Source organism: Aeromicrobium panaciterrae (assembly GCF_039537165.1).
In the GTDB taxonomy this organism is placed as follows: Bacteria; Actinomycetota; Actinomycetes; order Propionibacteriales; family Nocardioidaceae; genus Aeromicrobium; species Aeromicrobium panaciterrae.
The window spans coordinates 2,315,021-2,341,627 of sequence record NZ_BAAAZZ010000002.1; the positions used below are offsets into that span (position 1 = coordinate 2,315,021).

Here is a 26,607-nt window from a genome sequence, read left to right on the forward strand (position 1 = left end):
ATGGCGCTCAAGCTCCATCACTTGCGCCCGGCTCCCGGAGCCAAGACCGCCAAGACCCGTGTGGGTCGCGGTGAGGGCTCCAAGGGCAAGACCGCCGGTCGAGGCACCAAGGGAACCAAGGCTCGTTACCAGGTTCCCGTGGGCTTCGAGGGTGGCCAGGTCCCGATCCACATGCGCCTCCCCAAGCTGAAGGGGTTCAAGAACCCGTTCCGCGAGGAGTACCAGGTCGTCAACCTCGACCGCATCGAGGAGCTCTTCCCCAAGGGTGGCTCCATCGACGTCGAGGCTCTGGTTGCCAACGGCGCAGTCCGCAAGGGCCGCCCCGTCAAGGTGCTCGGACAGGGCGAGATCACCGTCAAGGTGCAGGTCACGGCCAACAAGTTCTCCGGATCGGCCAAGACCAAGATCGAGGCAGCCGGCGGGTCCGTCACCGTACTCGGCTGATGCTCGCCGGGGCAGGACACCTGTCCTGCTCCGGCGAACTTCTTCACTGTTAGAGTCTTACCGCGGGCGAAAGCCCGCTTTTGTCCGTGACATATGCACTTCTGGTGCACGAGGAGGCACGCGGTGCTCAGCGCCTTCGTCCACGCGTTCAGGACGCCCGACCTGAGGAAGAAGATTCTCTTCGTCCTCTTCATCATCGTCCTGTTCCGTCTGGGCTCGACCACTCCGGCTCCGGGCATCAACGTCCAGAACGTGCAGGATGCCGTCAACGCCGCATCCGAAGGGTCCAACAGCGGGCTGTTCTCCCTCATCAACGTCTTCTCCGGCGGCGCACTGCTGCAGCTGACGGTCTTCGCGCTGGGCATCATGCCCTACATCACCGCGAGCATCATCCTGCAGCTGCTCGTCGTGGTGATCCCGCGTCTGGAGGCCCTCAAGAAGGAGGGTCAGTCCGGGCAGACCAAGATCACGCAATACACCCGCTACCTCACGCTGGGCCTCGCGATCCTGCAGGCGACCGGCATCGTGGCGCTGGCCCGCAGCGGCAACCTGTTCGGCGGCGCCGACAGCGGCAAGCCCCTGCTCTACAACAACGACAGCATCTGGTCGTTCCTGCTCATCGTGCTCACCATGGTCGCCGGCACCGCCGTCATCATGTGGCTGGGCGAGCTGATCACCGACCGCGGCATCGGCAACGGCATGTCGATCCTCATCTTCACCCAGGTCACGGCGACATTCCCCGGCGCGATGTGGGGCATCCAGCAGCAGAAGGGCTGGGGCGTCTTCGGACTCGTCATCCTGGTCGGCCTGGTGGTCGTGGCCGCCGTCATCTTCATCGAGCAGGCGCAGCGCCGCATCCCGGTGCAGTACGCCAAGCGGATGGTAGGCCGCCGGATGTTCGGTGGCTCGTCGACCTACATCCCGCTCAAGGTCAACCAGGCCGGCATCATCCCGGTCATCTTCGCCTCGAGCCTGATGTACCTCCCCGCTCTGCTGTCGCAGTTCAACCAGGACGCGCCGTGGGCCTCATGGGTCCAGGCGCACTTCGTCAAGGGTGACCACCCGATCTACATGGCGACGTTCTTCCTGCTGATCGTCTTCTTCACGTACTTCTACGTGTCGATCACGTTCAACCCCGACGAGGTCGCCGACAACATGAAGAAGTACGGCGGCTTCATCCCGGGCATCCGCGCCGGGCGTCCGACCCGCGACTACCTCGCGTACGTGCTGAGCCGCATCACGCTGCCGGGTGCTCTCTACCTCGGCCTGATCGCGCTCATCCCGTCGATCGCGATCGCGCTGCTCAACGCCAACCAGAACTTCCCGTTCGGTGGCACGACGATCCTGATCATCGTCGGTGTCGGTCTCGACACCGTCAAGCAGATCGAGAGCCAGCTGCAGCAGCGCAACTACGAAGGCTTCCTGAAGTAATGCGGCTGCTGATCATGGGACCCCCCGGCGCGGGCAAGGGCACCCAGGCGGTCGGGCTCGCGGAGCGGCTCGGTGGTGCCCACATCTCGACGGGTGACATCTTCCGTGCCAACGTCTCGCAGCAGACTGAGCTGGGCCAGGCGGCGCAGCGCTACATGGATGCCGGTGAGTACGTTCCCGACGAGATCACCAACGCCATGGTCAAGGACCGTCTGGCACAGGACGACGCGCGCGACGCGTTCATCCTCGATGGCTACCCGCGTACGGTCGACCAGGTGTCGACCCTCGACGGGATCCTCGATTCGCTCGGCACCAAGCTCGACGGCGTCATCGAGCTCGTCGTCGATCCCGAGGAGCTCATCCAGCGCCTCCTCAAGCGTGCCGAGACGAGTGGCCGCGCCGATGACACCGAAGAGGTCATCCGGCACCGCCAGGAGGTCTACACCCACGAGACGGCACCGCTGCTCGAGGTCTACGGAAGCCGCGGCCTCCTGATCGAGGTCGACGGCATGGGCGACGCCGATGAGGTCGGCCGACGGATCGTCGACTCACTCCCCGGCTGATGTTCGATCGCGGCGTCGAGATCAAGACCCCGGCTCAGATCGAGTCGATGAGGGCCGCCGGTCTCGTCGTCGCCTCGACCCTCGAGCTGCTCCGCGAGACGGTCAAGGCCGGTATGACCACCGCCGAGCTCGACGTGATCGCCCACGACCACATCCGGTCGCGGGGTGCGACGTCCAACTTCCTCGGCTACCACGGGTTCACGGGCGTCATCTGCACCTCGGTCAACGACGAGGTCGTCCACGGCATCCCGGGCACCCGCGTGCTGCAGGACGGCGACATCATCTCGATCGACTGCGGGGCGATCGTCGACGGCTGGCACGGTGACGCGGCGATCACGGTCGCGATCGGCGATGTGCCCGACGAGGTCGCCGAGCTGATGCGAGTCACCGAGGAATCGTTGTGGTCAGGCATCGCCGCGGCCCGGCTCGGCGGGCGGGTCTCCGACATCAGTCACGCCGTCGAGACCTCCGTACGTGCTGCCGGCCCCTACGGCATCGTCGAGGGTTTCACGGGTCACGGCATCGGCTCGGCGATGCACCAGCCGCCCAACGTGCCCAACGTCGGGCGGGCGGGACGGGGGGCAAAGCTCGTCACGGGACTCGCGCTCGCGGTCGAGCCGATGGTCACCCTCGACTCGCCCAACACCCTCACGCTCGAGGACGACTGGACCGTCGTGACGACCGACGGCTCGTGGGCTGCGCACTACGAGCACACGTTCACGCTCACCGACACCGGCGCGTGGGTTCTCACTGCTGCCGACGGCGGCAAGGCCCGCCTCGAGGCGCTCGGCGTCCCCTACGGCGGCGACTGACGGTGCGGGTCGCCGCTGCGACGTGCCTCCTGCTCCTGCTGGCCGGGTGCGGGGGATCGGAGGAGCCGACGGCCAAACCCGCGTCACCGACGCCCTCCGAGACTGCCAAGCCCCCATCACTCAAGCTCTCCGAGACCGAGCAGGTCGTCCGGACACTGTGGCAGGCGGTTGAGCGTGGCGACTGCGACGCCGTGAAGCAGGTCGTCGTCACACCTTCGGCGATCGACTGCGCGCAGCTCAACGAAGCGGCCGGGATGTTCGTCGCGGAGGGAATCGACCTGGAGAAGGCGCGCTACGAGGACGGCGAGATGGCCGGGGACAGCGCCACCGTGACGATCACCTGGAACGACACCCTGCCGAAGGAGTCGATGGACGTGCAGCGCGTCGACGGCACATGGCTCGTCGTGTTCGACTCGAGCCCTTAGGGTCTAGGCCGTGTCTGGCAAACCCCCGCGCCGCCCGGACGCCCCCGCATCCCGGCTACCTGCGTTCTCGGTCCTCGCGAGACAACCCCGGTATGGCTTCGGCCCTCGGCCTTGGTATCCGGGCGCGGATGACGCCCGGTCGACTGCGCGGACTTGCCAGACACGACCTAGCGGTGCATCTCCATGGTGCAGCACTTCACGCTGCCGCCTGACTTCAGGAACTCGCTGAGGTCGACCGGCACGGGGTTGTAGCCGCGTTCGCGAAGCTGCGAGGAGAAATGGGTCGCCGCAGACGGGACGATGACGTTGTGTCCGTCGCTGACCGAGTTGAGGCCGAGCACCAGGGCGTCGGCCTCTGAGCAGATGATCGCTGCCGGGAACAGGTCGCGCAGGGTGCGCTGGCTGTGCCGGCTGAACGCACCGGGGAAGTAGGCGATCTCGGCCGGCGCGTCGCCGTGGCCGTCGTCGAGGATCGCGATGGCGGTGTCGAGGTGGTAGAACCGCGGGTCGACGAGCTCGAGCGAGACGACGGGCCGGTCGAGCGCGTTGGCGGCCTCGATGTGCGCCTCGAGCGACGTACGGAAACCGGTCCCGGCAAGGATCATCTTCTTGAGCGCCAGGAAGTCCCCCTCGCCCTCGTTGACCTGCGCCGGCTCGACGACGTCGATGCCGAGCTCACGGAGCCACTCGGCGTACGCGACACCCTCGGCAGCACGCTCGGGGAAGCGGAACTTCGCACCGTAGGCCCGCTCGCCCACGACGAGACCGCCGTTGGCTGCGAAGACCATGTCGGGCTGGCCTGCCAGCGGCTCGATCAGCTCGACCTTGTGGCCGAGGCTGAGGTAGGTGTTGCGCAGGACTTCCCACTGGACGTGGGCACGTTCGACATCGACGGGGACCTGGGTGTTCATCCACGGATTGATCGCGTAGGTGACCTCGAAATGCTGCGGTGGGCACATGAGGTAGTGCCGTGTGCGCGCGGTCCGCTCCGCTGCGGGACGGGTCCGAGTGTCGATAACGGTCAACGTGGCCTCCGAGGGGTGCGATCTCCTGCAATGAATCAATGTTAGTCGGGCGACTGGGCCACTGGCGAAGTCGAAACTGTGCACCAGCCCGGCGATTTGTTGTGTCATTCATGATCTTGCGACGTTTTCTTGCAAAGATGGAGTGCATGGACAACATCGACCGTCAGCTCATCGGTTGCCTGCTCGAGGATGGCCGCGCCAGCTACGCCGCGATCGGCGACAAGATCGGATTGTCGGCGCCGGCGGTCAAGCGGCGTACGGATCGTCTGCTCGCCGACGGCGTGATCAGCGGGTTCACCGCAGTACTCGATCCCGACCTGGTCGGCTGGAGCACGGAGGCGTACGTCGCGGTGCACTGCAAGGGTGCGATCTCGCCCGAAGAGCTCCGCAAGGCGTTCTCGCGCGTTCCCGAGGTCCACTCGGCGGCGACGATCTCCGGCCAGGCCGACGCCATGCTGCGCATCGTCGCCAAGGACGTGCGCGATCTGGAGCGCGCGCTGGAGCGCGTACGTACCGAGACGTCCCAGGTCGACCACACCGAGACCTCGATCGTGCTTTCGAGGCTGATCGAACGTCACGGTCTCTCGGCGCGCGGCGAGCTCGACGCTCAATCCTGAGACGGTTCACAGGCTCGTACGAAGCTCACATCCACCGCACAGCAAGCACGGAGGCCGGCCACAAGCTGGATTCATAACGTCACGTGCATGGTGACGTCATGGACGTTCTGGGTGGTCGGCCTCGTGATGAGTGGCGCCGTCGCATCGTCAGCCATCGCGGCGGATACCCAGGACTCACAGGCTGCGGCGCCGGTCACGGCCACGTCGACGGCGCCAGCCACCACGTCGACGTCCAACACTCTCGATCTCTCGTCGCTCGCCGACATCGACGGGACCTTCTCGGTCGCTGTCCGCGACGTTGCAACGGGGGAGAGCGTTTCGTACGGGACCGGTTCGTACGACACCGCGAGCATCGTCAAGGTCGACATCGTCGCGGCGCTGCTCCACCAGGCGCAGGAGCAGGGGCGGACCCTCACGACACGCGAACGAACGCTCGCTGAGGCCGCGATCGAGCGCAGTGACAACGCTTCAGCGACGGCGTTGTTCCAGCTCATCGGGGGAGAGGCCGGGCTCGAGGAGTTCAACCGGCTGATCGGCCTCACGGACACTGACGTCGGCTCGAACGGCAACTGGGGCCTGACGCAGACCACGGCGGTCGACCAGATCCGCCTGCTGCAGGTCGTGTTCGGCGGCGACTCGGTGCTGACGAGTGAGTCGCAGGCGTACGAGCAGTCATTGATGGCGGACGTCATCGACACTCAACGCTTCGGCGTCTCTGCGGCCGCCGATGACGCCGCGGCCGCGGCGCTCAAGGTGGGTTACCTGCAGCGCTCCGCAACCGGGCTGTGGGACGTCACCAGCATCGGAGAGATCGAGGCGGGCGGCTCGACGTACCTCGTGGCAGTGCTGTCGGAGGGCAACCCTTCGTACGACGCCGGAGTCGAGCTGGTGAACGAGGTGGCGCGGGTGGCGGTGGATGCGGTTACGTAGTCGAGTGCGCTCACGAGGTTTCACAGTGGCGGCTTCGCCGCGGCACGCTCAACCTGCCTCGACGCGCCCCCTACTCGCTCCGCATCGTGGGGGGACCCCCAGTCGCCAGGGCTCCTCGGTCTCGCGAATTTGAGTCTGGCGGCCGTGTGGGCGTAGAATTGGGAGTCGGCCTTTTCGGGTCCGCAATTCCCATGCCACGGCAACCGTTTCGGCGGTGTGGTTGGGGTGCGCCCGACGAGACCGGCACCGGTAGTCAAGCAGACCAAAGAAGAGGTTATGGCGAAAAAAGAAGGCGTCATCGAGATGGAAGGCGCTGTTGTCGAGGCGCTGCCCAACGCGATGTTCCGCGTCGAGCTCGCCAACGGGCACAAGGTTCTCGCCCACATCAGCGGCAAGATGCGCCAGCACTACATCCGAATCCTCCCCGAGGACCGGGTCGTGGTGGAGCTCTCGCCGTACGACCTCTCCCGCGGCCGCATCGTCTACCGCTACAAGTAAACAGCAACACCTACACACGTTCAGATCCCAAAGAGAGAATCTCGATGAAGGTCAACCCGAGCGTGAAGAAGATCTGTGACAAGTGCAAGGTGATTCGTCGCCACGGCCGCGTCATGGTGATCTGCGAAAACCCGCGTCACAAGCAACGCCAGGGCTGAGCAACTTCTTCACAGCACACGCAACACGCAACATCTGATCGCTCCCGTCACAGCACGATCGTGGCGGGTCACCCCCGGAAGCGTAGGCCGGGGCCCGACTCAGAACCGCCGAAGGTTCTGGAGGCAGTCGGGATGCATCAGGTGGCCATACCTCGCCGAACGGAAGGAACTGCCTACATGGCACGCCTCGTTGGAGTAGATCTCCCGCGCGAAAAGCGCATCGAGATCGCACTCACGTACGTATTCGGGATCGGTCGCACCCGCGCCGCCCAGACACTCGCAGCCACCGGCATCAGCCCGGACAAGCGCGTCCACGAGCTCGACGACACTGATCTCGTCGCACTCCGCGATCACATCGAAGCGAACTACCAGACCGAGGGCGACCTGCGTCGCGAGGTCACGGCAGACATTCGTCGCAAGATGGAGATCGGCAGCTACCAGGGCCGTCGCCACCGTGCGCACCTGCCCGTGCGTGGCCAGCGGACCAAGACCAACGCGCGTACCCGCAAGGGCCCCAAGCGCACCGTTGCCGGAAAGAAGAAGTGATAGCGCATGCCTCCTAAGACAGCCGGCAAGAAGACTCGCCGCAAGGAGAAGAAGAACGTTGCTGCGGGCGAAGCCCACATCAAGAGCACGTTCAACAACACACACGTGACGATCACGGACCCCTCGGGTGCCGTCATCTCGTGGGCCTCCGGCGGGACCGTCGGATTCAAGGGCTCGCGCAAGTCCACCCCCTTCGCCGCAGGTATGGCCGCAGAGTCGGCCGGACGCCAGGCGATGGAGCATGGGATGAAGAAGGTCGACGTCTTCGTGAAGGGCCCCGGTTCGGGCCGCGAGACGGCGATCCGGTCGCTGAGCGGAGTCGGCCTCGAGGTCGGCACCATCTCCGACGTGACACCCAGCCCGCACAACGGCTGCCGTCCCCCCAAGCACCGTCGTCTCTGACGCCGTTACCTTCCTAGGAGTTATCAATCATGGCCCGTTACACCGGACCTCTCACCAAGAAGTCGCGCCGCCTCGGCATCGACCTCGTCGGTGGTGACGCTGCATTCGAAAAGCGTCCTTACCCTCCCGGCCAGCACGGCCGCGCCCGGGTCAAGGAGTCGGAGTACCGCAACCAGCTGCTCGAGAAGCAGAAGGCGCGTTACACCTACGGAGTGCTCGAGAAGCAGTTCCGCAAGTACTACGAGCTCGCATCGCGTCGTCCCGGCAAGACCGGTGACAACCTGCTGCAGATCCTCGAGTCCCGCCTCGACAACGTCGTCTACCGTGCAGGCTTCGCCCGTACGCGTCGTCACGCCCGTCAGCTTGTCAACCACGGGCACTTCATCGTCAATGGCGTCAAGACCGACATCCCGTCGTTCCAGGTGAGCAAGCACGACATCATCGACGTCAAGCCGAAGTCGCTGGAGACCACGCCGTTCATCGTTGCGCGTGAGACCCACGACCAGGACACGGTTCCCGGCTGGCTCGACGTTGCGCCCGATCGCGGTCGCATCCTCGTCCACTCACAGCCCGTTCGCGAGCAGATCACCGTTCCGATCCAGGAACAGCTGATCGTGGAGTTCTACTCCAAGATCTGATCCCCCATTCGTCTCTGGACCCAGAGAACAACCCGGACCTTCAAATAACGGTTGGTTCGGAAAGGAAGAAACAATGCTCATTGCTCAGCGCCCCGCCCTGTCAGAAGAGGTTGTCGACGAGTTCCGTTCGCGGTTCGTCATCGAGCCTCTCGAGCCCGGCTTCGGCTACACCCTCGGCAACTCGATCCGCCGTACGCTGCTCTCGTCCATCCCGGGCGCGGCAGTCACCTCGATCAAGATCGACGGTGTCCTGCACGAGTTCTCGACGATCCCCGGTGTCACCGAGGACGTCACCGAGATCATCCTGAACCTCAAGGAGCTCGTGGTCTCCTCGACGATCGACGAGCCTGTCGTGATGTATGTCCGCAAGGACGGCGCAGGCGCGGTCACGGCCGCCGACATCCAGCCGCCGGCCGGCGTCGAGGTCCACAACCCGGAGCTGCACATCGCGACGCTCAACGCCAAGGGCAAGATCGAGATCGAGCTCGTCGTCGAGCGTGGCCGCGGCTACGTCTCGGCCGTGCAGAACAAGTCCGGTGACGAAGAGATCGGCCGTATGCCGGTCGACTCGATCTACTCGCCGGTCCTCAAGGTGACCTACAAGGTCGAGGCGACCCGAGTCGAGCAGCGTACGGACTTCGACAAGCTCGTGATCGACGTCGAGACCAAGAAGTCGATCCTGCCGCGCGACGCGATCGCGTCGGCCGGTTCGACCCTGGTCGAGCTCTTCGGCCTGGCCCGCGAGCTCAACGTCGAGGCCGAGGGCATCGACATCGGCCCGAGCCCGGTCGACGAGCAGCTCGCTGCCGACCTGGCCCTGCCGATCGAGGACCTCAACTTCACGGTCCGGTCCTACAACTGCCTCAAGCGCGAGGGCGTCCACACCGTGGGCGAGCTCATCACGCGCTCGGAGCAGGACCTGCTCGACATCCGCAACTTCGGTTCGAAGTCGATCGACGAGGTCAAGGCCAAGCTCGCCGAGATGGGTCTTGCACTCAAGGACAGCCCGGCTGGTTTCGACCCGACGGCCGTCATCGACGCCTATGACGACGACGCAAGCTTCGCCGAGGACGAGCAGTACTAACTGCTCGCCTGACTGATCTGAAACTGGAGAAATCATGCCTACGCCCACCAAGGGACCCCGCCTCGGCGGCAGCCCGGCCCACCAGCGGCTGATCCTTGCCAACCTTGCCCAGAACCTGTTCGAGCACGGCAAGATCACCACGACGGAGGCCAAGGCGCGTCGTCTGCGTCCGTACGCCGAGCAGCTCATCTCGAAGGCCAAGAACGACACGGTGGCCAACCGCCGCCAGGTCGTGAAGGTCATCCGCGACAAGAGCATCCTGCACACGCTGTTCACCGAGATCGGTCCCGCCATGGCGACCCGTCCCGGCGGCTACACGCGCATCACGAAGGTCGCGCCGCGCAAGGGCGACAACGCCCCCATGGCCGTCATCGAGATCGTCGAGGCCAAGACGTTCGCCGCTCAGAACCAGGCTCCCAAGCGGCCGAAGCCTGAGCCCAAGGTTGAGGCTCCGGCCGAAGAGGCTGAGGTCGTCGAGGCTGACGTCGTCGACGAGGCACCTGTCGAAGAGGTCGCCGCTGAGGCTCCGGCCGAGGTCGAGGCTGCTGCTGACGAGGTTGTCGCCGAGGAGGCTCCCGTTGAGGAAGCCGCCGAGGACGACACCAAGTAGGCATCGCACGTTCAGCAGGCCCGTCACCGCACGGTGACGGGCCTTGCTGCGTTGCCGAATGGTGAAAGTCTTGCAAACGCCGGTCAGATGACCCTCCCTGTTGGTAGCGTTCTGCAACCACGTGCGTTCGTGCACAGGTGGTTCTCTTAACCCAGCGGGGGAAATCTCATGTCATTCGTCAGCCGTACTTTGACCCTTGTGGTCACCACCTCTGTGGTCCTGGGCGGTCTCTCGCTCAGCGCCTCAGCCGCAGACCACACTAGAGGCGGCGATGTAGCGTCGAAACCGAAAAGTTTCAGCGTCTCTCGCGGCCTGATCGTCAAGACCACGACGGCCGAGCCCGGCGCCGCGGTGCTGAAGGCAGCGGACGCCGCGCTCGACGCGGATGCCAAGGTCGTCGGCTCTGACCCGATCAGTGGGAAGGTCTCGACGATCGACTTCAGCGAGCTCGTCACGACCAAGGAGGCCAGTGAGGCTGCCGCCGAGATCGCCAAGCGCTCTGACGTCGTGTGGGCAGCGCCCAACTCGCTGCGCCGTGCCGCGGGCAACCCTCCGATCAACAAGAACGACTCCTACTACACGCAGCAGAACAACCTCTGGAACCGGTCCTACACGACACCGGTGGGTGGCTACAGCCTCAAGGCTCCCTATCTGTGGCGTGCGACGGAGGGCAAGCCGAGCGTGGTCGTCGCCGTCCTCGACTCCGGCATCCTTGACGAGGGCACCGCTGCCCACCCCGATCTGATGGGACAGACTGTCGCCGGCTACGACATGATCGGCGAAGACCGCAATCTTGATGAAACGACCAGCTTCGGAACGTTCAAGATGGCTGGCGACAACGACGGTCGGGACGACGACCCGACAGATCCCGGCGACTGGACCAGCGACACCGTCTGTAGTCCGATTGGCTGGGAGGAGGGCTTTTCCCCTAGTTCGTGGCACGGCACGTCCATCGCGGGCATCATTGCTGCGAAGTCCAACAACGCCTCCGGAATCGCTGGAATCGCGCCGAAGGTCAAGATCCAGCCGGTCCGTGTCCTGGGTCATTGCGGCGGGTGGGACTCTGACATCATCGCTGGTATCGAATGGGCCTCTGGCGGGACAGTCGGGAGCATCCCTGTCAACACGACGCCAGCCAAGATCATCAATCTTTCGCTCTCGGGTTATGACGATGTCGACTACGCGGGCACCTGCTCGATGTACAGCGAAGCGGCCGGACACGCCAACGGTCGCGGTTCGGTTCTCATCGCTGCTGCGGGCAACGACGGCGACTTCGGTGAGTTTGCGAATGAGGTGATCCCAGCGTCCTGTGCGGGATTCGTGTCTGTTGGCGCCTCAAGTATGCGCGGATTCGGCTCCACCTACTCCAACTATGGGTCGTCCGTGGATCTCGTCGCACCAGGCGGTGACTCGCGAAAAGAAGGCACGACTGACGTGATCCGTTCGGTCTCCAATCAGGGCACTACCACTGCGACGGGGCCGACGACCAAGGCGATGGAGGGCACCAGCATGTCGGCCGCCGAGGTCTCTGCAGCGGCTGCACTCATGGCATCCATCAACGGCGATATCACTCCGGCACAACTCGAGAACGCGATCGTTCACAGCGTGTCGCCGTTCAGGTCCTACGTCGCCAACTACGGCGGTCTCAACTGCGTTGGCACGGACTGGTGTGGCTCGGGAATCCTGGACTTCGGCAAGATCCAGGCCCCGATCAGCGGCGCCAAGATCACCGGCGAGGCCGTCGCCGGCGAGACCCTGACGGCGACACCTGGCACGTGGAACTCCAACCCGACGTTCACCTACACGTGGATCCGCGGCACAACGCCTGTCGGCAGCGGAACGACCTACGTCGTCCAGGAAGCCGACAAGGGCTCGGCGCTGACTCTCAAGGTCGCTCCGGCCAACCCGGCGTTCTCGGCCCTTGACTCGCGGGTCACGACCGACGTGGTGCCCAACGGTCCGGTTGTCACATTGGCGCCCGTCACTGGCGCGTCCAAGTTCGGCGAGGTCGGGTCTACGTCAGTGACGCTCTCCAACAGTGCGGCAGGCCGGGTGGAGATTCGCCGCGGCACAACGGTGCTTGCCAGCGGTGATGTCGTCGCCGACACTCCGCTCAACCTGTTGATCCCAGGTACGGCATGGACCGGCGGCGCGAACGCCATTCGCGCGGCGTACGTCGGGCCGGCCGGCAAGGCGTTCTCGGCAAGCCAGACGATCAACATCGCCAAGGTGACCCCGTCGATTCCGTGGTACCTGCCGAGCGCGGTCGCGAAGGGCAAGACCACGCAGATCACGGTTCGGGTCAAGCCGCCGGCGAGCACGCCGGTCATCCCGGACAGCGCCGCCACCGGCACGATCAAGGTCTATGACGGGTCGAGGTTGATCCTGACCTTCCCGATCTACGGCTACCACAACGGGCAGCGCACCTGGGGCCTGAAGTTCTCGACGAGGGGCACGCACAAGATCAAGGTCGTCTACGGCGGCAACGGTGGGCTCAACGGCGTGACCACGGCGTACAAGTCGATCAGGGTCTACTAGGCCGCGAGACCTGCAGGATCCGGAAACCCTTGAGGCTGGCCAACCGAACGGTTGGCCAGCCTTGAGCATTCAGCCACGTCTGCAAGGAGTCGGCGCCGAGGTTCTTGGCGACCACCATGCGAGCGGTGCCGTCGGGGGCGAGCCGGGGGAGCCACTGGAGCAGCAGCTCGTGCAGTGCGGCCTTGCCGATGCGGATCGGCGGGTTGGACCAGATCTCGTCGAGCACCAGATCTGCGGGTACGTCCTCGGGCAGCACCGCGTGGACGTCAGCGCCCAGCGCGATCGCGTTCGTACGGGTCAGGTCAAGGGCTCGTTCGTTGGTGTCGACCGCCCATACGTCGGCTTCTGGCACCATCGTGGCGATGGCGCAGGCGATGGGCCCCCAACCACAGCCGAGGTCGAGGATCGTACCGCCTGAGGGCGGCGTGCTGTGCTGCAGGAACACCGCAGTGGCCTTGTCGAGCCCGTCGGTGGCGAACACCCCGCTGGACGTCGTGAACATCATCTCGCGGTCCCAGATGCGGGTGGTGATCTCGCGACGTCGATCGGGCGTCGACGGCACGGCATCGAAGTAGTGGTTGGTCGCCTCGTCCGCCATGCACACAGTGTTTCAGGGTTCAGAGCAGGAAGAGGACGAGGCCGGCTGTGACGGCGACGACGGCTGCTCCGGCCAGCTGCTTGGGCCAGGTCCATCGCGGCGTGGGCGCATCGCCGCCGAACACCGAGAGGATCTCGAGCGCTGCGCCAGGGATCGCCAGCAGGACGAAGCCCTGGCGGATTGCCGTGAGCTGGTCGTCGCTGCCGCGCGAATCGACGAGGTGGGCAATCGCCGAGCCGAGCAGTACGAGGGGAGTCTAGGGACAAGTCGGCTGCGGCATCGGCTTTCAGCAGGTTCGGTAGACGTAGCCCGGTTCGCCACTCGGGACGACATCCCGGTCGCGCCTCACGATCGAGAGCTCGCCGCCGCGTTCGGCGCAGGAGCGGCTGAACGGCGCGTCAGCGTATTCGATCTCGATGACGTGGCTGCCGTACGTCTCGGTGTAGGCCCCGCACTCGTCGAATACCTCGCACTCCTCGGCGACCGCGAAGTCGAAGCCGATGTCCTTGCCCGCCCACTCCGCGGTGTTCTTCTGGGCGATCGCCAGGCCGGAGGCGTGCGCCCGGTCGACGAGCAGCGAGGCGAAGGCGAGCGCGTCGGACTCGGTGATCAGGCCTTTCGAACGCGTCCACGAGTCGAGGTTGTCGGGTTCGATGGCGTCGTAACCGTCCTTGACGCAACCGTCGAACCACGTGCCGACCACGTCCGCTGCCTCGCTGCGCTTGGCGGCGGTGCTGAGGTCCAGGATCACCTCGTCGGGCCATCCGTGGTCGACCAGCAGCTCACCGTCGTGGTGCAGCAGGAGCGACGGGTGCCTGGACTGCCAGAAGTCGAGCTCGCCGGGCTGGGTCTGGAACGCGTTGACGTAGCAGATGTTGTAGCGCCCGGGAACCGGCTCGTCCGTACGGTCCCGGGTCACGATCTGCACGCTGGCCGCCGGTTCGTACGCGCCACCGAGCTGATAGTCCGCGACACCGGCGGCCGGCGGAAGGGCAACCCCGCCGCCCACCGCGGCAAGGATCATCGCGATGAGCTTCGAGATCAGGGCTGCCAGCACGCCATGAGCATGTCAGAGCAGGAACAGGACCAGACAGGCCGTCACCACGACGACGGCCGCACCGGCCAGCTGCTTGGGCCAGGTCCACTGGGGTTTCGGGGTCTCGCCGCCGAACACCGAAAGGATCTCCAGGGCTGCTGCCGGGATCGTGAGGAGGACGAAGCCTTGCCTGATGGCGGTCAGCTCATCGTCGCTGCCGTGGGCGTCGACGAAATAGGCGATTGCCGCCCCGACACCCACCAGCACGAGGATCTGAACCACGCCACGGGGAGCCGCCGAGGCGATCGCCCGTATGTCAGGGATGCTTCCCTCGAGGAGCTGCATGACTTGGGGGATCGCGAAGATCGCGACACCGACCCAGAGCTGCCAGCAGCTGCCCAGGAACGCACCCGCGAAGAACGCAAGGAGTCCGGCCCGGAGCAGCAGGCCTCGCACCTGCTGGACTGTCGTCGGCGCGGGGAGCTCGTCGACCTCTTGTACGGCGTGCAGGCGCCGGGGGTAGAGCACGGCGGTCGCTTCCTCGAGAAGGAACCTGCCGACCACGGCGGCAATCGTCAGCAGCGCGAGCCCGTCTGCGTGAGACGTGATTGCCAGGTCGCGGCCGGTCAGGTCGCCGAGTCCGCCGACGATGCCCTGCACCGCCCAGCCGCTGATCAGTGCGGCGATGACCGTGTCACCGAAGCGGTCCCAGGAGTAGACGTGCTCGGGCTCGGCCACACGGCGTAGCGGCCGGGCTGCGGCCGCCACGAGAGGAGCGACGAACCAGAGCGCTGCCAGACCCATCAAGCCGCGTACGCCTTCATCGAGGTCCAGTCCCTCGGCGGTGAGTCCGCCACGTGCCAGGGTCACCACCGTGAATGCCGTGACCGCGGCGATGCCCGCGAACGCGTCGAGCACGGCGAGGACGAGCAGGACGGCAACGAGTCCAAGTGCGGGTGGGAGCGGAGCGGCCCCGCCGCTGGTTGCCGCGACCAGTCCGAGGATCAATCCGGCCGCTGGCAACAACGTCCACAGCACACCGAGCGCAGCACGCAGGTAGGTGGGATCAGCTGCGATACGGGCGACGAGCGGGAGCCGCGGCGCCAGACGCACCGGCACCGTGCGACTCAGGGAATCCAGTCGTGGCCAACCCGGGAAGCGCCAGGTCACCGACCTGTCGCCCCAGGCATCGCCGAACGGTCGAGCGCGACCGGCGTCGTCCCCCGCGCCATCAAGTCCCCCGGCGCCCAGGCCGGCGATGACGGCCACCGTGGCGTCGCGCGTGGCTGGTTCGGCGAGGTGCTGCGGGGCCGATCCGGATGCGCCCACCGGGGCCTCGACCAGTCGTCGGGGCCAGCCCATCCCTCGGGCACCGTTCATCGCCATGACCGTGAGCGCGACGATCGCGAGGATCAGGATGCGGAGCACATCGTCGTCATCGACTGGCGCGCTCGGCGGGGCAGCCGTGGTGGTCTCCGGATCTTCGGCCACGGGGCCATCGGGGATGGCTTCCTCTGGCTCACCGAGGTCGGGAAGCGGTGCCAGCGGGATGGTCTGGAACGGTGTGGTGACCAGCTCGTCGGTCGTCTCGCCGCCCCCGCCGCCTGGAGGTGCGTTCGGCGGCGTTGGATCGTCCCCGCCGACGGTGAAGTTGAACGAGATGGAGTTGATCACTTGGTCCTCGAACATCTCATTCAGCGTCGCGGTGTACTGCCCGAGCGGAAGCACCGCAGGGAGCGCGAGTCCCGCATTGCTCGCCGACGAGATTCCTTGCGCCACACCGTCGCTCGTCTCGTTCGAGTCGTAGGTGCAGACGAACTGTTCGCTCTCGTTCGGATCGCCCACGGCACCGCAGACGCGCGGGACGTCGAACAACGACTCCTGGTTGTACGTGAGGTCCCACTCAACGCTGATGGAGCCGCCCAGCTCGCGCGTCCCAGCGAACTCAATGATGTCTCCGGGCGGCAGCCTGTCGGGAATCGATGGAAGGGAGAACTTGGACGGCAAGAACGGGACAGCCACCGTGGTGCCTGGAGACTGGACCCCTTGAGGGTCGATCACGTAGACCGTCACCTCGACCGAGTTCTCTCGGTCCGTGTCGGGGTTGTGCAGGGCAATCGGGCTGATCACGCACTGCCAGGGACCCACGTCGGCGCCGTCCCAGACCGGGATGATGATCGGGCCACCCTCGCAGCGCAATGGATCGCCGCTCGCAGTCGCTTCGACCTGGATCCTGCCTCCGAATTGGCCGTGGCCGGTTATCGGGACGCTGTTGTGGAATGTCACCGGCTCCACCGCGTCGACAGTCGGCGCCGGCGGTGGCTCTTCAGCCGAGCCCGCGGTTGGCCAGAACATGACGGCTGCCAACAGGACAAGCGTCAGCAACGCGGAGGCACGTGGGAGTAGGGCGCGCACCGGACAAGTCTAGGAGCGATTGCGGCTCGCCGTACGGCTAAGCGTTGCGCTGTTTTCGACTCTTCGCCGGGGCCGCGAGGTGCCAGGCATCGTCCAGCAGCTCAGGCAATTGGGCGGGATCGACGAGATCGAGGTTCACCAGGACGTAGGCGTAGCCGTCGTAGTGCGGGGTCGTGAAGTAGGCCGGGTCGTCGCTCGCGACGAGTGCTTCCTTCTCCGACGTCTTGAGGGCGAGGGATCCGTCAGAGTCGTTACGCAGCCGTCCCATCAACTTGCCGGCGACCTTGAGCGCAGGTGTGCCGTATGACGTCGTGACCTCGACCTCGGGCAGCGCCGTCGCCAGAGCCACCACGTCGTCCCAGGTCACCATGTCGTCAGTGTGGCACCGAGGTGTGACCGACGTCCTTGGCGAAGATCAGCTGGCGGCCCCAACGCGGGTGGATGCGGTCGGGGGCGGCGACGAACGCGGCTGCGGCGACGACGGCGATCGAGGCGGTGTTGAGCGGGTTGATCGCGGCGATGACGCGCGACACGGTGGGCTCGCGTTCGCCGCGCTCGACGAGCAGCCGGGTCGCTGCGACGGCAATGCCCTGGCGCCGGTGAGCCTCGAGCACGGTGTAGCCGAGCTCGACCTCACCATCGGCTGGGGCGCCCTTGAATCCGGCGTTGCCGACGATGACGCCGTCACGGACGATCGCGTTCATGGTCCACCCGACGTTGGCCGGATCGCTCCGCAGGCCGCTCATGTAGGTCCACACGTCATGGGCCGCGAGGAAGTCGGGCGGGATGTCGAGGCCCAACTGGTCTCTCGCGGTCTCCGCGTCCCCGTCGCGCAGGGCTTCGAACACATGAAGCGGGATGTCGACCAGACGGACGTTCATTCGTCCCTCCGCCGACGGGCCTCCTCAGCCCTGGTCGCGAGTCCTTCGGCGTCCGGGTAGATGACCTCCTCGAGCACCAGCCCGTGCGGTGGCAGCACCGTGACGCGCGCGTTGCGTTCGCGGTGCGCCAGCACCTCGCCGGCCCAGGACGGCTCGAACCGGCCCTCGCCGACCGCCACGAGCGCACCCATCAGCGAGCGCACCATCGAGTGGCAGAACGCGTCGGCTCGCACCGTCGTCTCGACCAGCGATCCGCGGCGGACGGTGTGGAGGTCGAGCAGCGTACGGATCGTCGTCGCCCCCTTGCGCTTCTTGCAGAACGACGCGAAGTCGTGGTGACCCAGCAGGTGTGTCGCGGCGGAGTTCATGGCGTCGACGTCGAGATGGCGCTGCCACCGTACGACCGAGCCGCGCTCGAGCGGGTCGGGTCCGGTCGTCGAGTCGGTCATCCGGTAGATGTAGCGCCGCTCCAGCGCCGCGAACCGAGCATCGAAGCCATCGGGCGCAACCGTCAGTGACAGGAGGCTGATGTCGTCGGGCAGCAGGCGACGGAGCCGACGTTCGAGGGCGACAGGGTCGACCTTGTCGAGGTCGACGTGGGCGACCTGGCCGCGGGCGTGCACTCCGGCGTCGGTGCGCCCGGCACAGGTCAGAGACGGGTTGTCGCCGAGCCGCAGGATCGTGGCGATCGCCGTCTCGATGGTCCCCTGGACGGTGCGGAGGCCGGGTTGGACGGCCCAGCCCCTGAAGTTGGCGCCGTCGTACGAGAGGTCGAGCCGCAGACGCATACGACCCACGCTATCGGGCGGGATCGGTGACGATTCAACCGTATGGACCGTCATACGGTTGACGTTGCACCGCCCAACCCAACGCTCAGCTCCAGCGCTGCTCGGCGGGCACGAACTTGAGCTGGCGGTCGCCGGTGTAGATCTGCTTGGGCCGGGCGATCTTCTGCTCCTTGTCGTCCACCAGCTCAAGCCACTGGGCGAGCCAGCCGGCCGTACGCGGGATGGCGAACAGGACCGTGAACATCTCCGGCGGGAACTGCAGCGCCTCGTAGATCAGGCCGGAGTAGAAGTCGACGTTGGGGTAGAGCTTGCGACTGATGAAGTAGTCGTCCTCGAGCGCAATGCGCTCCAGCTCCTGCGCGATCTCCAGCAGCGGGTTGACTCCGGTGACCTCGAAGACGTCGTCGACGGCCTTCTTGATGATCGTGGCGCGCGGGTCGAAGTTCTTGTAGACCCGGTGACCGAAGCCCATGAGCTTCTCGTCACCCTTCTTGACGCCCTCGATGAACGCCGGGATCTTGTCGGGGGTGCCGATGCGCTTGAGCATCTTGAGGACGGCCTCGTTGGCGCCACCGTGCAGCGGGCCGTAGAGGGCGGCAACTCCGGCGCTGACGGCGGAGTAGGGGTCGACCTGCGAGGAGCCGACCGAACGTACGGCGTTGGTCGAGCAGTTCTGCTCGTGGTCGGCATGCAGGATGAAGAGCACCTCGAGTGCCTTGGCCAGGCGCGGGTCGGGGTTGTACTTCTGCTCGCTCATCTTGAACAGCATCGACAGGAAGTTCTCGGTGTAGGAGAGGTCGTTGTCGGGATAGACGTACGGCTTGCCCTGCGCGTGACGGAACGACCAGGCGCCCAGCGTCGGCATCTTGGCGATGAGGCGTACGACCTGGTCATGGCGCACCTGCGGGTCGTGGATGTTGCGAGCCTCGGGGTAGAACGTCGACAGCGCGCCGACGCTCGACAGCAGCATGCCCATGGGGTGCGCGTCGTAGCGGAAGCCCTGCAGCTGCGACTTGAGGTTCTCGTGGACGAACGTGTGGAACGTGATCTCGTGCACCCACTGCTCGTGCTGCTCCTTGGTGGGCAGCTCGCCGTGGATCAGCAGGTAGGCCACCTCGAGGAACGTCGAGCTCTCGGCGAGCTGCTCGATGGGGTAGCCGCGGTATTCGAGGATGCCCTTGTCGCCGTCGATGAAGGTGACCGCACTGCGCGTGGAGGCGGTGTTGAGGAAGCCGGGGTCGTAGACCGCCAGGCCCGGCGTGTCCTCGCCCTTGCCGATCTTGTTGAAGTCGGCTGCGCGTACGGTGCCGTCGACGAGCGGGAGCTCGTACTCCTCGCCCGTGCGGTTGTCGCGTACGGTCAGCGTCTGGTTTTCGGTCACGATGGGTCTCCTGTGACGTGTGCTCTGTATTTCAAGAGAGAATTACGGCGTCGCGGGGTAGTGCAACGCTTAACCAACTTAGTGCCGTTGGTGAAATCAGCCTCCCGTGGGGTGCGAGAGGCCGCCCGTTTTGACCCGGGGAGGGCTCGGCAGTTAACCTTGGGTGTTGTGTCTCCGCAGGTTCACGCCGCGGGAACGACCGTCGAAACACCGAATCAAGACTCAATCCAAGAACGAGAAGGTCACGCCGTGCGCACGTTCAGCCCCAAGCCGTCTGACATCACCCGTCAGTGGCACGTCATCGACGCCGAGGACATCGTCCTGGGTCGTCTCGCCGTCCAGGCTGCGACGCTGCTCCGCGGCAAGCACAAGCCGACCTTCGCCCCTCACGTCGACGGCGGCGACTTCGTCATCATCGTCAACGCCGAGAAGGTGGCCCTGTCGGGCAACAAGCGCACCGACAAGCTCGCCTACCGCCACAGCGGTTACCCGGGTGGACTCAAGTCCATCGCCTACGGTGACCTGCTCGAGAAGGATGCCCGCAAGGCGATCGAGAAGTCGGTCCGCGGCATGCTCCCCAAGAACCGTCTGGGTGATCAGCTGATCACGAAGCTCAAGGTCTACTCCGGCCCCGAGCACCCGCACAGCGCCCAGAAGCCCCAGCCGTTCGAGATCACGCAGATCTCCCAGTAAAGAAGAGACCCAAGGCGCATCGTGACTGAGACCACCGCAGCAGTGACCGAGAACGACACCGTAGACTTCGTGCCCAACGAGGACGGCGTCGCCTACACCTCCGAGACCGCCGGTTCGTCGGCCACGCCCGACAAGCCCGCGACGATCGCTCCGGGTGCGGCCACGGGTCGCCGCAAGGAAGCCGTCGCGCGCGTACGCATCGTCCCCGGCACCGGCGTCTGGACCGTCAACGGCAAGCCGCTCGAGGAGTACCTCCCCAACAAGCTGCACCAGCAGATTGCCAAGGAAGCCTTCGCCGAGACCGGTCTGCAGGACCGCTTCGACGTCATCGCTCGTGTCACCGGTGGTGGCATGACCGGCCAGGCCGGCGCCCTGCGTCTCGGTGTTGCTCGTTCGCTCAACGCGATCGACGAAGAGGCCAACCGTCCCGTGCTCAAGAAGGCTGGACTCCTGACGCGCGACTCGCGCATCAAGGAGCGCAAGAAGGCCGGACTCAAGAAGGCTCGTAAGGCTCCGCAGTACAGCAAGCGCTGATCCCTGGTGGGCCGCATCTTTGGCACCGATGGCGTTCGCGGACTCGCGAATCGTGATCTGACTGCCGAGCTCGCCGTCGACCTCGCGGTCGCAGCGGCCCACATCCTCGGCGAGGTCGGCGCCTTCGCCGACCAGCGCCCCACAGCAGTCGTGGCCCGCGATCCCCGCGCCTCAGGAGAGTTCCTCGAGGCAGCGGTGGTCGCGGGTCTCGCGTCTGCCGGAGTCGACGTCCACCGCCTCGGTGTCGTGCCGACCCCCGGCGCGGCCTACCTGACGGCGTTCCTCGAGGCCGACATGGGCGTCATGATCTCCGCGAGCCACAACGCGATGCCCGACAACGGCATCAAGTTCCTCGCCCGCGGCGGCCTCAAGCTCGACGACGACCTCGAGATCCAGATCGAGAAGCGTCTCGAGGAGCCGTGGGATCGCCCGATCGGCGCCGACGTCGGCCGCATCGGCGACAGCCACGCCGGACTCGGCGCCTACATCAAGCACCTCGTGGAGTCATCGCCCGGACGCCTCGACGGGCTCACCATCGTGCTCGACTGCGCCAACGGTGCCGCGTACGAGACCGGGCCCAGGGTGTTCGAGCAGCTCGGTGCCACGGTCATCGCGATCCATGCCGAGCCCGACGGGCTCAACATCAACCACAACTGCGGCTCGACCCACATCCAGGACCTGCAGAAGGCCGTCGTCCTGCACGGCGCCGACGCCGGCTTCGCCTTCGATGGAGACGCCGATCGGTGCCTCGCGGTCGACGCGAACGGCGACGTCGTCGACGGCGACCAGATCCTCGCGATCCTGGCGCTGGCCGCGCGTGACGCCGGTCGGCTCACCGACAACACCGTCGTCGCGACCGTCATGAGCAACCTCGGCTTCGTCCAGGCGCTCAGCGCCGCCGAGATCACCGTCATCCAGACGTCGGTCGGCGACCGCTACGTCCTCGAGGCCATGCGCAGCGGCTCCTACAACCTCGGCGGCGAGCAGTCGGGCCACGTCATCATGAGCGACTTCGCAACGACGGGTGACGGCGTGCTGGCGGCACTCCACGTGGCCGCCCGGATGATCGAGACCGGCGAGTCGCTCGAGTCGCTGGCCTCGGTCATGAAGCGCCTCCCGCAGGTGCTCATCAATGTCCCCGACGTCGACAAGGCCCGCGCCGACACCGACCCCGTGCTCCGCGGCGAGGTCGCGATCGCGTCGGCCAAGCTCGGCAACACCGGACGGGTGCTGCTGCGCCAGTCCGGCACGGAGCCGCTCGTACGCGTGATGGTCGAGGCCGCGACGCACGACGAAGCGGCCAGCGTTGCCGAGCACCTCGCCGAGGTCGTCCGCGTCAACCTGGCGCTCTGACCCGCAGCACACACGCCCAGCTCGGTGCCGCCCGGCCCGCACTAAACTCGGCGGGTGACCAGCGCGGAGCCCTTCGACCCGACCGACGCGGCGACCTTCGCGACGTTCCACGACGCGTACGCTCGCGCGTTCAACCGCGACTTCGACCTGCCCTACTCCGCCGCCGAGCTGGCGGTCGACATGGTGGCCGACGCTTACAACGACGTCATCGCGTTCCTGGGCCGCGATCGCGAGGGTGCCGTGGTCGGCGGTGCGTGGGCTGAGCTGCCGCAGAAGGACAACCGAGACTTCGGCTTCGGCGAGGTGTTCGTGGTGCCGGAGCGTCGCCGTGAGGGACACGGCACGGCGCTCGTGGATGCGTTGGCCGCGGCCTGCCGCGCGGCCGGCCGTTCCACCCTGATGTGCGAAGGCGCCTGGGCCGTCGACGACGAGGTATCGGGGCCGAAGCGGTTCGCCGAGCACGCCGGCTTCGAGCTCGACATCCTCGATGCCCAGCGCGAGCTCATGCTGCCGGCGAAGCTTCCTGACCTCGTGATCGACCCCGCGTACGAGCTGCGTTCGTGGCGGGGAGCCTGCCCCGACGAGCTGGTCGACGGCTATGCCGACGTACGCCGGCTCATGGTGCAGGAGGCGCCCAGCGGCGACTCCGGGCTCGAGAACGAGCACTGGGACGCGGCCCGCGTGCGCACCGAGGAAGCCAAGTGGGAGAAGTCGGGCCGCGTGCCGCAGGTCAGCGTCGCGATCGCCGGGGACGGCTCGGTGGTGGGGCACACGCAGCTCGTGTTCCCGAGCGAGGGTGTGGAGGTCTACCAGTGGGACACCCTCGTCCTGCCGTCACACCGCGGCCACGGACTCGGGATGGCGCTGAAGGTGTACACGATGCACGAGTCGGCCGACCTGCTCGACGGGCGCCGCCGCATCCACACGTTCAACGCCGCCAGCAATGCGCCGATGATCGGCGTCAACGAGGCGATGGGATTCAGGCAGACCGCCTGGCTGGCTGAGTACGTCCTGGCTCTTTAGAGCTTGCGGAGGCGCACCCAGTCGACCTGGTGGTCGGGGCCCTTGCGCAACACCAGTGACGCGCGACCGCGGGTCGTCTGGATGTTCTCGCGGAGGTTGGGCCAATTGATCGTGTTCCACAGCTCGGTGGCACGGTCGACGGCTTCGTCGTCGGTCAGTGCGCTGTAGCGGTGGAAGTAGGACGCCGGGTCGGCGAAGGCCGTCTTGCGCAGCGTCAGGAACCGTTCGACGTACCACCGCCGGATGTCCTTGCTCGACGCGTCGACATAGATCGAGAAGTCGAAGAAGTCGCTGATCGCGAGACCGGGGGAGCCATCGCCGCGGGTGCGTGCGGGTGCGAGGACGTTGAGGCCCTCGACGATCACGATGTCCGGCGCCTTGAGGGTGACGACGTCATCCGTACGGTCGTACGTCAGGTGCGAGTAGACCGGGGCGGTGACCACCTCGACGCCCGACTTCACGTCGATGATGAACCGGAGCAGCGCCTTGCGGTCGTAGGACTCCGGGAAACCCTTGCGGTCGAGGATGCCGCGGCGCTCGAGCTCGGCGTTGGGGAACAGGTAGCCGTCGGTCGTCACGAGTGCGACCTCGGGACGATCTGGCGCGCTTGCCAGCAGCTCACGGATCAGCCGCGCCGTCGTCGACTTGCCCACGGCGACGGATCCGGCGATGCCGATGACGAACGGCGTGCGCTTCGGCTGGGGTCGACCGAGGAACTTGTCAGTGGCCCGGTGCAGACCGGCGGCGGCCCGGATGCGGAGGCTGATCAGCTGCGTGAGGGGGAGGTAGACCTGGCGCACCTCTTCGAGATCGAGCTCGTCGCCGAGTCCGCGTACGCGCTCGATCTCCTCGTGGCCGAGGGGTTGCGGGGCGTCGCCCGCGAGCTCGGCCCACGCGGCGCGTTCGAGCTCGACATACGGGGACAGGTCGCGCGTCATGCCGCCATTCTCCCGTCTGACGGTTGGCCACTATCCTTGACCCCATGTGCGGAATCGTTGGGTATGCCGGAGAGCGCTCCGCCGAAGAGGTTGTCATAGGTGGATTGCGTCGCCTCGAGTACCGCGGATATGACTCCGCCGGCGTCGCCCTCGTGGTCGACGGCACGATCGTCTCGGCCAAGAAGGCCGGCAAGCTGACCAACCTCGATGCCGTGCTCGAGGCCAGCCCGTTGCCGGTCGCCACCACCGGCATCGGCCACACCCGGTGGGCCACGCACGGTGCCCCCAACGACGTCAACGCCCACCCCCACCTTGACGAGTCCGGCCGGGTCGCGGTCGTCCACAACGGGATCATCGAGAACTTCGCGACGCTGCGCACCGAGCTCGAGGGCCTCGGCCACGAGATGGTCTCCGAGACCGACACCGAGATCGTGGCGCACCTGCTCCAGGAGCAGCTCACGACCACCGACGACCTGCCGGACGCCGTACGCGCCGTGTGTCGCCGGCTCGAGGGTGCGTTCACCCTGGTGATCTGCGATGCCCGCCACCCCGACGTCGTCGTGGGCGCCCGCCGCAACTCACCGCTGGTGGTCGGCCGTGGCACGGGCGAGAACTTCCTGGGCTCCGACGTCGCCGCGTTCATCGAATACACCCGCGACGCGATCGAGCTCGGGCAGGACCAAGTTGTCACGATCACGCCCGACGACATCGTCGTCACCGACTTCGACGGCAATCCGGCGGAGACCAAGGACTACCACGTCGACTGGGACGTGTCGGCCGCCGAGAAGGGCGGCTTCGAGTGGTTCATGCTCAAGGAGATCGACGAGCAGCCGCAGGCCGTCGCCGACACCCTCCTGGGCCGCCACTCACCGGACGGCCGCCTGCAGCTCGACGAGATGCGCCTGTCGGACGACGAGCTGCGCGAGGTCGACAAGATCATCGTCATCGCCTGCGGCACGTCGTTCTATGCCGCGATGGTCGCGAAGTACGCCATCGAGCATTGGACCCGGGTGCCGTGCGAGGTCGAGCTCGCCTCGGAGTTCCGATATCGCGACCCGATCCTCGACAAGAGCACGCTGGTCGTCACGATCAGCCAGTCCGGCGAGACGATGGACACGCTCATGGCGATCCGGTACGCCCGCCAGCAGCGTGCGCGGGTGCTCTCGATCTGCAACACCAACGGTTCGACGATTCCGCGCGAGTCCGACGCCGTGCTCTACACCCATGCCGGCCCGGAGATCGCGGTCGCGTCCACCAAGGGATTCCTCGCGCAGGTCGTCGCGTGCTATCTCTTCGCGCTCTACTTCGCACAGGTCAAGGGCACCAAGTACGGCGACGAGATCGCTGCGATCCTCGACGAGATCCACAAGATCCCGGCCGGCATCCAGCGGATGCTCGACGAGGGCGACACCGTACGCAAGCTCGCCACCGAGCTCGCGGGTTCGCGCTCGATCCTGTTCCTCGGCCGCCACGTCGGCTATCCCGTCGCCCTCGAGGGTGCGCTCAAGCTCAAGGAGCTGGCCTACATCCACGCCGAGGGGTTCGCGGCCGGCGAGCTCAAGCACGGCCCGATCGCGGTGGTCGAGGAGGGCTTGCCGGTGTTCGTCATCGTGCCTCCCAAGGGTCGCGACCAGCTGCAGGAGAAGACGGTCAGCAGCATCCAGGAAGTACGCGCCCGCGGCGCCCGAACCATCGTGCTGGCTGAGGACGGCGACGAGGATGTCGTGCCCTACGCCGACCACCTGATTCGCCTGCCCAAGGTGCCCACCCTGCTGCAGCCGCTCGTCGCGACGGTGCCGCTGCAGATCTTCGCCTGCGAGTTCGCCACGCAGCTCGGTCACGATGTCGACCAGCCGCGCAACCTCGCCAAGTCGGTCACGGTCGAGTAGATGGCGATCCTGGGCATTGGAGTCGACGTCGTCGATCTGAAACGGTTCCACGAGACGATCGAGCGCACCCCTGAGCTGCGCACCCGACTGTTCACCGAGGCCGAACGTGACCTGCCGGTCGAGTCGCTGGCCGGCCGCTTCGCCGCCAAGGAGGCGCTCGCCAAGGCCATGGGAGCGCCGTCCGGGCTGTCCTGGCAGGACTTCGAGATCGTCAACGACTCGCACGGTGCACCCTCGTTCAAGCTTCACGGTGCGGCGCCCGAACGCCTCGCCGCCCTGGGCATCGAGACGGTGCACCTGTCGATCTCGCACGACACCAGCGTCGCGACTGCGTTCGTCGTGACAGAGCGCTGAGGC

Annotated in this window: 30 protein-coding genes; 21 read left to right on the forward strand and 9 right to left on the reverse strand. The window is 66.3% G+C overall.

All coding sequences use genetic code 11. The features are described 5' to 3' along the window. The 5 genes from rplO to ABD683_RS12235 all read left to right on the forward strand — a co-directional run bounded on the left by rplO (window position 1) and on the right by ABD683_RS12235 (window position 3,675). The gene (gene rplO, locus ABD683_RS12215; RefSeq protein ID WP_309971812.1) at window positions 1-444 is read left to right on the forward strand and encodes a 50S ribosomal protein L15; all 444 of its coding nucleotides are present in this window, start codon (window positions 1-3) and stop codon (window positions 442-444) included. A 123-nt stretch (window positions 445-567) separates the two neighbouring features. Further along, window positions 568-1,875, forward strand: a complete 1,308-nt coding sequence (gene secY / locus ABD683_RS12220) for a preprotein translocase subunit SecY (protein WP_344770229.1) — start codon at window positions 568-570, stop codon at window positions 1,873-1,875. Beyond that, the gene (locus ABD683_RS12225; protein ID WP_344770230.1) at window positions 1,875-2,438 is read left to right on the forward strand and encodes an adenylate kinase; all 564 of its coding nucleotides are present in this window, start codon (window positions 1,875-1,877) and stop codon (window positions 2,436-2,438) included. Before secY ends, ABD683_RS12225 begins: the two co-directional genes overlap by 1 nt. Then, window positions 2,438-3,250: a type I methionyl aminopeptidase gene (gene map / locus ABD683_RS12230; protein ID WP_344770231.1), complete on the forward strand. Its 813-nt coding sequence runs from the start codon at window positions 2,438-2,440 to the stop codon at window positions 3,248-3,250. Before ABD683_RS12225 ends, map begins: the two co-directional genes overlap by 1 nt. A 2-nt stretch (window positions 3,251-3,252) precedes the next feature. Next, window positions 3,253-3,675 carry a hypothetical protein gene (locus ABD683_RS12235; protein ID WP_344770232.1) on the forward strand — a complete coding sequence of 141 codons (423 nt, stop codon included), beginning with the start codon at window positions 3,253-3,255 and terminating at the stop codon, window positions 3,673-3,675. A 167-nt stretch (window positions 3,676-3,842) separates the two neighbouring features. Here ABD683_RS12235 and ddaH read toward each other — a convergent pair whose 3' ends face one another. Continuing rightward, a complete protein-coding gene (ddaH, locus tag ABD683_RS12240) occupies window positions 3,843-4,739 on the reverse strand; it encodes a dimethylargininase (protein WP_425548533.1) in 897 nt (298 codons plus the stop codon). Between the two features lie 107 nt (window positions 4,740-4,846). Between ddaH and ABD683_RS12245 the strand changes: the two genes are divergently transcribed. The 10 genes from ABD683_RS12245 (at window position 4,847) to ABD683_RS12290 (ending at window position 12,721) form a co-directional block, all read left to right on the forward strand. Then, complete coding sequence (locus ABD683_RS12245) at window positions 4,847-5,317, forward strand: Lrp/AsnC family transcriptional regulator (RefSeq protein ID WP_344770234.1); 471 nt, start codon at window positions 4,847-4,849, stop codon at window positions 5,315-5,317. Window positions 5,318-5,404: 87 nt separating this feature from the next. Next, window positions 5,405-6,247, forward strand: a complete 843-nt coding sequence (locus tag ABD683_RS12250) for a serine hydrolase (RefSeq protein ID WP_344770235.1) — start codon at window positions 5,405-5,407, stop codon at window positions 6,245-6,247. 276 nt (window positions 6,248-6,523) lie between these two features. After that, complete coding sequence (infA, locus tag ABD683_RS12255) at window positions 6,524-6,745, forward strand: translation initiation factor IF-1 (RefSeq protein ID WP_007078610.1); 222 nt, start codon at window positions 6,524-6,526, stop codon at window positions 6,743-6,745. A 44-nt stretch (window positions 6,746-6,789) separates the two neighbouring features. Beyond that, window positions 6,790-6,903, forward strand: a complete 114-nt coding sequence (gene rpmJ, locus ABD683_RS12260) for a 50S ribosomal protein L36 (RefSeq protein ID WP_008361054.1) — start codon at window positions 6,790-6,792, stop codon at window positions 6,901-6,903. A 177-nt stretch (window positions 6,904-7,080) separates the two neighbouring features. Beyond that, on the forward strand, window positions 7,081-7,449 hold the full coding sequence (gene rpsM, locus ABD683_RS12265; RefSeq protein ID WP_344770236.1) for a 30S ribosomal protein S13: 369 nt from the start codon (window positions 7,081-7,083) through the stop codon (window positions 7,447-7,449). Between the two features lie 6 nt (window positions 7,450-7,455). Then, window positions 7,456-7,851 carry a 30S ribosomal protein S11 gene (gene rpsK, locus ABD683_RS12270; RefSeq protein ID WP_344770237.1) on the forward strand — a complete coding sequence of 132 codons (396 nt, stop codon included), beginning with the start codon at window positions 7,456-7,458 and terminating at the stop codon, window positions 7,849-7,851. 29 nt (window positions 7,852-7,880) lie between these two features. Then, the gene (rpsD, locus tag ABD683_RS12275; RefSeq protein ID WP_344770238.1) at window positions 7,881-8,489 is read left to right on the forward strand and encodes a 30S ribosomal protein S4; all 609 of its coding nucleotides are present in this window, start codon (window positions 7,881-7,883) and stop codon (window positions 8,487-8,489) included. 73 nt (window positions 8,490-8,562) lie between these two features. Further along, a complete protein-coding gene (locus ABD683_RS12280) occupies window positions 8,563-9,573 on the forward strand; it encodes a DNA-directed RNA polymerase subunit alpha (protein ID WP_344770239.1) in 1,011 nt (336 codons plus the stop codon). Between the two features lie 34 nt (window positions 9,574-9,607). Then, window positions 9,608-10,183, forward strand: coding sequence for a 50S ribosomal protein L17 (rplQ, locus tag ABD683_RS12285; RefSeq protein WP_344770240.1), 576 nt, complete (start codon window positions 9,608-9,610; stop codon window positions 10,181-10,183). Window positions 10,184-10,381: 198 nt separating this feature from the next. Next, on the forward strand, window positions 10,382-12,721 hold the full coding sequence (locus ABD683_RS12290) for a S8 family serine peptidase (RefSeq protein ID WP_344770241.1): 2,340 nt from the start codon (window positions 10,382-10,384) through the stop codon (window positions 12,719-12,721). On the opposite strand, the gene ABD683_RS12295 is transcribed toward ABD683_RS12290, so the two are convergent. The 7 genes from ABD683_RS12295 to ABD683_RS12325 all read right to left on the reverse strand — a co-directional run bounded on the left by ABD683_RS12295 (window position 12,708) and on the right by ABD683_RS12325 (window position 19,820). Then, a complete protein-coding gene (locus ABD683_RS12295; protein ID WP_344770242.1) occupies window positions 12,708-13,319 on the reverse strand; it encodes a class I SAM-dependent methyltransferase in 612 nt (203 codons plus the stop codon). The two genes, ABD683_RS12290 and ABD683_RS12295, sit on opposite strands and share 14 nt — an antisense overlap. 286 nt (window positions 13,320-13,605) lie before the next feature. Continuing rightward, entirely contained in the window at window positions 13,606-14,376 is a 771-nt protein-coding gene (locus ABD683_RS12300) for an endo alpha-1,4 polygalactosaminidase (RefSeq protein ID WP_344770243.1), read from the reverse strand. Between the two features lie 12 nt (window positions 14,377-14,388). After that, window positions 14,389-16,770, reverse strand: a complete 2,382-nt coding sequence (locus tag ABD683_RS12305; protein ID WP_344770244.1) for a hypothetical protein — start codon at window positions 16,768-16,770, stop codon at window positions 14,389-14,391. Window positions 16,771-16,807: 37 nt separating this feature from the next. Further along, complete coding sequence (locus ABD683_RS12310; RefSeq protein WP_344770245.1) at window positions 16,808-17,140, reverse strand: MmcQ/YjbR family DNA-binding protein; 333 nt, start codon at window positions 17,138-17,140, stop codon at window positions 16,808-16,810. A 4-nt stretch (window positions 17,141-17,144) separates the two neighbouring features. Next, window positions 17,145-17,651: a GNAT family N-acetyltransferase gene (locus ABD683_RS12315; RefSeq protein WP_344770246.1), complete on the reverse strand. Its 507-nt coding sequence runs from the start codon at window positions 17,649-17,651 to the stop codon at window positions 17,145-17,147. After that, the gene (gene truA, locus ABD683_RS12320; protein WP_344770247.1) at window positions 17,648-18,439 is read right to left on the reverse strand and encodes a tRNA pseudouridine(38-40) synthase TruA; all 792 of its coding nucleotides are present in this window, start codon (window positions 18,437-18,439) and stop codon (window positions 17,648-17,650) included. The genes ABD683_RS12315 and truA overlap by 4 nt, the downstream gene beginning before the upstream one ends. A gap of 85 nt (window positions 18,440-18,524) precedes the next feature. Beyond that, the gene (locus ABD683_RS12325; protein ID WP_344770248.1) at window positions 18,525-19,820 is read right to left on the reverse strand and encodes a citrate synthase; all 1,296 of its coding nucleotides are present in this window, start codon (window positions 19,818-19,820) and stop codon (window positions 18,525-18,527) included. Window positions 19,821-20,069: 249 nt separating this feature from the next. Between ABD683_RS12325 and rplM the strand changes: the two genes are divergently transcribed. Genes rplM through ABD683_RS12345 form a run of 4 tightly spaced genes read left to right on the forward strand, consistent with a single transcriptional unit; the run spans window position 20,070 to window position 23,423 of the window. Next, window positions 20,070-20,513: a 50S ribosomal protein L13 gene (gene rplM, locus ABD683_RS12330; RefSeq protein WP_344770249.1), complete on the forward strand. Its 444-nt coding sequence runs from the start codon at window positions 20,070-20,072 to the stop codon at window positions 20,511-20,513. 21 nt (window positions 20,514-20,534) lie between these two features. Continuing rightward, complete coding sequence (gene rpsI / locus ABD683_RS12335; RefSeq protein ID WP_425548506.1) at window positions 20,535-21,047, forward strand: 30S ribosomal protein S9; 513 nt, start codon at window positions 20,535-20,537, stop codon at window positions 21,045-21,047. A gap of 6 nt (window positions 21,048-21,053) precedes the next feature. Further along, on the forward strand, window positions 21,054-22,400 hold the full coding sequence (gene glmM, locus ABD683_RS12340) for a phosphoglucosamine mutase (RefSeq protein ID WP_344770250.1): 1,347 nt from the start codon (window positions 21,054-21,056) through the stop codon (window positions 22,398-22,400). A 54-nt stretch (window positions 22,401-22,454) separates the two neighbouring features. After that, window positions 22,455-23,423, forward strand: coding sequence for a GNAT family N-acetyltransferase (locus tag ABD683_RS12345; RefSeq protein WP_344770251.1), 969 nt, complete (start codon window positions 22,455-22,457; stop codon window positions 23,421-23,423). Here the strand turns inward: ABD683_RS12345 and coaA are convergent. Further along, window positions 23,420-24,361, reverse strand: a complete 942-nt coding sequence (gene coaA, locus ABD683_RS12350; RefSeq protein WP_344770252.1) for a type I pantothenate kinase — start codon at window positions 24,359-24,361, stop codon at window positions 23,420-23,422. The two genes, ABD683_RS12345 and coaA, sit on opposite strands and share 4 nt — an antisense overlap. A gap of 44 nt (window positions 24,362-24,405) precedes the next feature. Here coaA and glmS point away from each other — a divergent pair, with 44 nt between their 5' ends. Together glmS and ABD683_RS12360 are read left to right on the forward strand one after the other, a co-directional pair. Next, the gene (gene glmS, locus ABD683_RS12355) at window positions 24,406-26,250 is read left to right on the forward strand and encodes a glutamine--fructose-6-phosphate transaminase (isomerizing) (RefSeq protein ID WP_344770253.1); all 1,845 of its coding nucleotides are present in this window, start codon (window positions 24,406-24,408) and stop codon (window positions 26,248-26,250) included. After that, on the forward strand, window positions 26,251-26,604 hold the full coding sequence (locus ABD683_RS12360; RefSeq protein WP_344770254.1) for a holo-ACP synthase: 354 nt from the start codon (window positions 26,251-26,253) through the stop codon (window positions 26,602-26,604). Window positions 26,605-26,607 lie beyond the last annotated feature (3 nt).

Bases quoted from the DNA above. Each gene is read 5' to 3' on its own strand.
- glmS (WP_344770253.1), top strand. From the start codon at position 24,406: ATGTGCGGAATCGTTGGGTATGCCGGAGAGCGCTCCGCCGAAGAGGTT.
- ABD683_RS12295 (WP_344770242.1), bottom strand. From the start codon at position 13,319: ATGGCGGACGAGGCGACCAACCACTACTTCGATGCCGTGCCGTCGACG.
- ABD683_RS12280 (WP_344770239.1), top strand. From the start codon at position 8,563: ATGCTCATTGCTCAGCGCCCCGCCCTGTCAGAAGAGGTTGTCGACGAG.
- infA (WP_007078610.1), top strand. From the start codon at position 6,524: ATGGCGAAAAAAGAAGGCGTCATCGAGATGGAAGGCGCTGTTGTCGAG.
- rpsD (WP_344770238.1), top strand. From the start codon at position 7,881: ATGGCCCGTTACACCGGACCTCTCACCAAGAAGTCGCGCCGCCTCGGC.
- truA (WP_344770247.1), bottom strand. From the start codon at position 18,439: ATGCGTCTGCGGCTCGACCTCTCGTACGACGGCGCCAACTTCAGGGGC.
- rpmJ (WP_008361054.1), top strand. From the start codon at position 6,790: ATGAAGGTCAACCCGAGCGTGAAGAAGATCTGTGACAAGTGCAAGGTG.
- ABD683_RS12225 (WP_344770230.1), top strand. From the start codon at position 1,875: ATGCGGCTGCTGATCATGGGACCCCCCGGCGCGGGCAAGGGCACCCAG.
- rpsK (WP_344770237.1), top strand. From the start codon at position 7,456: ATGCCTCCTAAGACAGCCGGCAAGAAGACTCGCCGCAAGGAGAAGAAG.
- ABD683_RS12315 (WP_344770246.1), bottom strand. From the start codon at position 17,651: ATGAACGTCCGTCTGGTCGACATCCCGCTTCATGTGTTCGAAGCCCTG.
- ABD683_RS12245 (WP_344770234.1), top strand. From the start codon at position 4,847: ATGGACAACATCGACCGTCAGCTCATCGGTTGCCTGCTCGAGGATGGC.
- coaA (WP_344770252.1), bottom strand. From the start codon at position 24,361: ATGACGCGCGACCTGTCCCCGTATGTCGAGCTCGAACGCGCCGCGTGG.
- map (WP_344770231.1), top strand. From the start codon at position 2,438: ATGTTCGATCGCGGCGTCGAGATCAAGACCCCGGCTCAGATCGAGTCG.
- ABD683_RS12250 (WP_344770235.1), top strand. From the start codon at position 5,405: ATGGTGACGTCATGGACGTTCTGGGTGGTCGGCCTCGTGATGAGTGGC.
- rpsM (WP_344770236.1), top strand. From the start codon at position 7,081: ATGGCACGCCTCGTTGGAGTAGATCTCCCGCGCGAAAAGCGCATCGAG.
- ABD683_RS12310 (WP_344770245.1), bottom strand. From the start codon at position 17,140: ATGGTGACCTGGGACGACGTGGTGGCTCTGGCGACGGCGCTGCCCGAG.
- ABD683_RS12360 (WP_344770254.1), top strand. From the start codon at position 26,251: ATGGCGATCCTGGGCATTGGAGTCGACGTCGTCGATCTGAAACGGTTC.
- rplQ (WP_344770240.1), top strand. From the start codon at position 9,608: ATGCCTACGCCCACCAAGGGACCCCGCCTCGGCGGCAGCCCGGCCCAC.
- rplO (WP_309971812.1), top strand. From the start codon at position 1: ATGGCGCTCAAGCTCCATCACTTGCGCCCGGCTCCCGGAGCCAAGACC.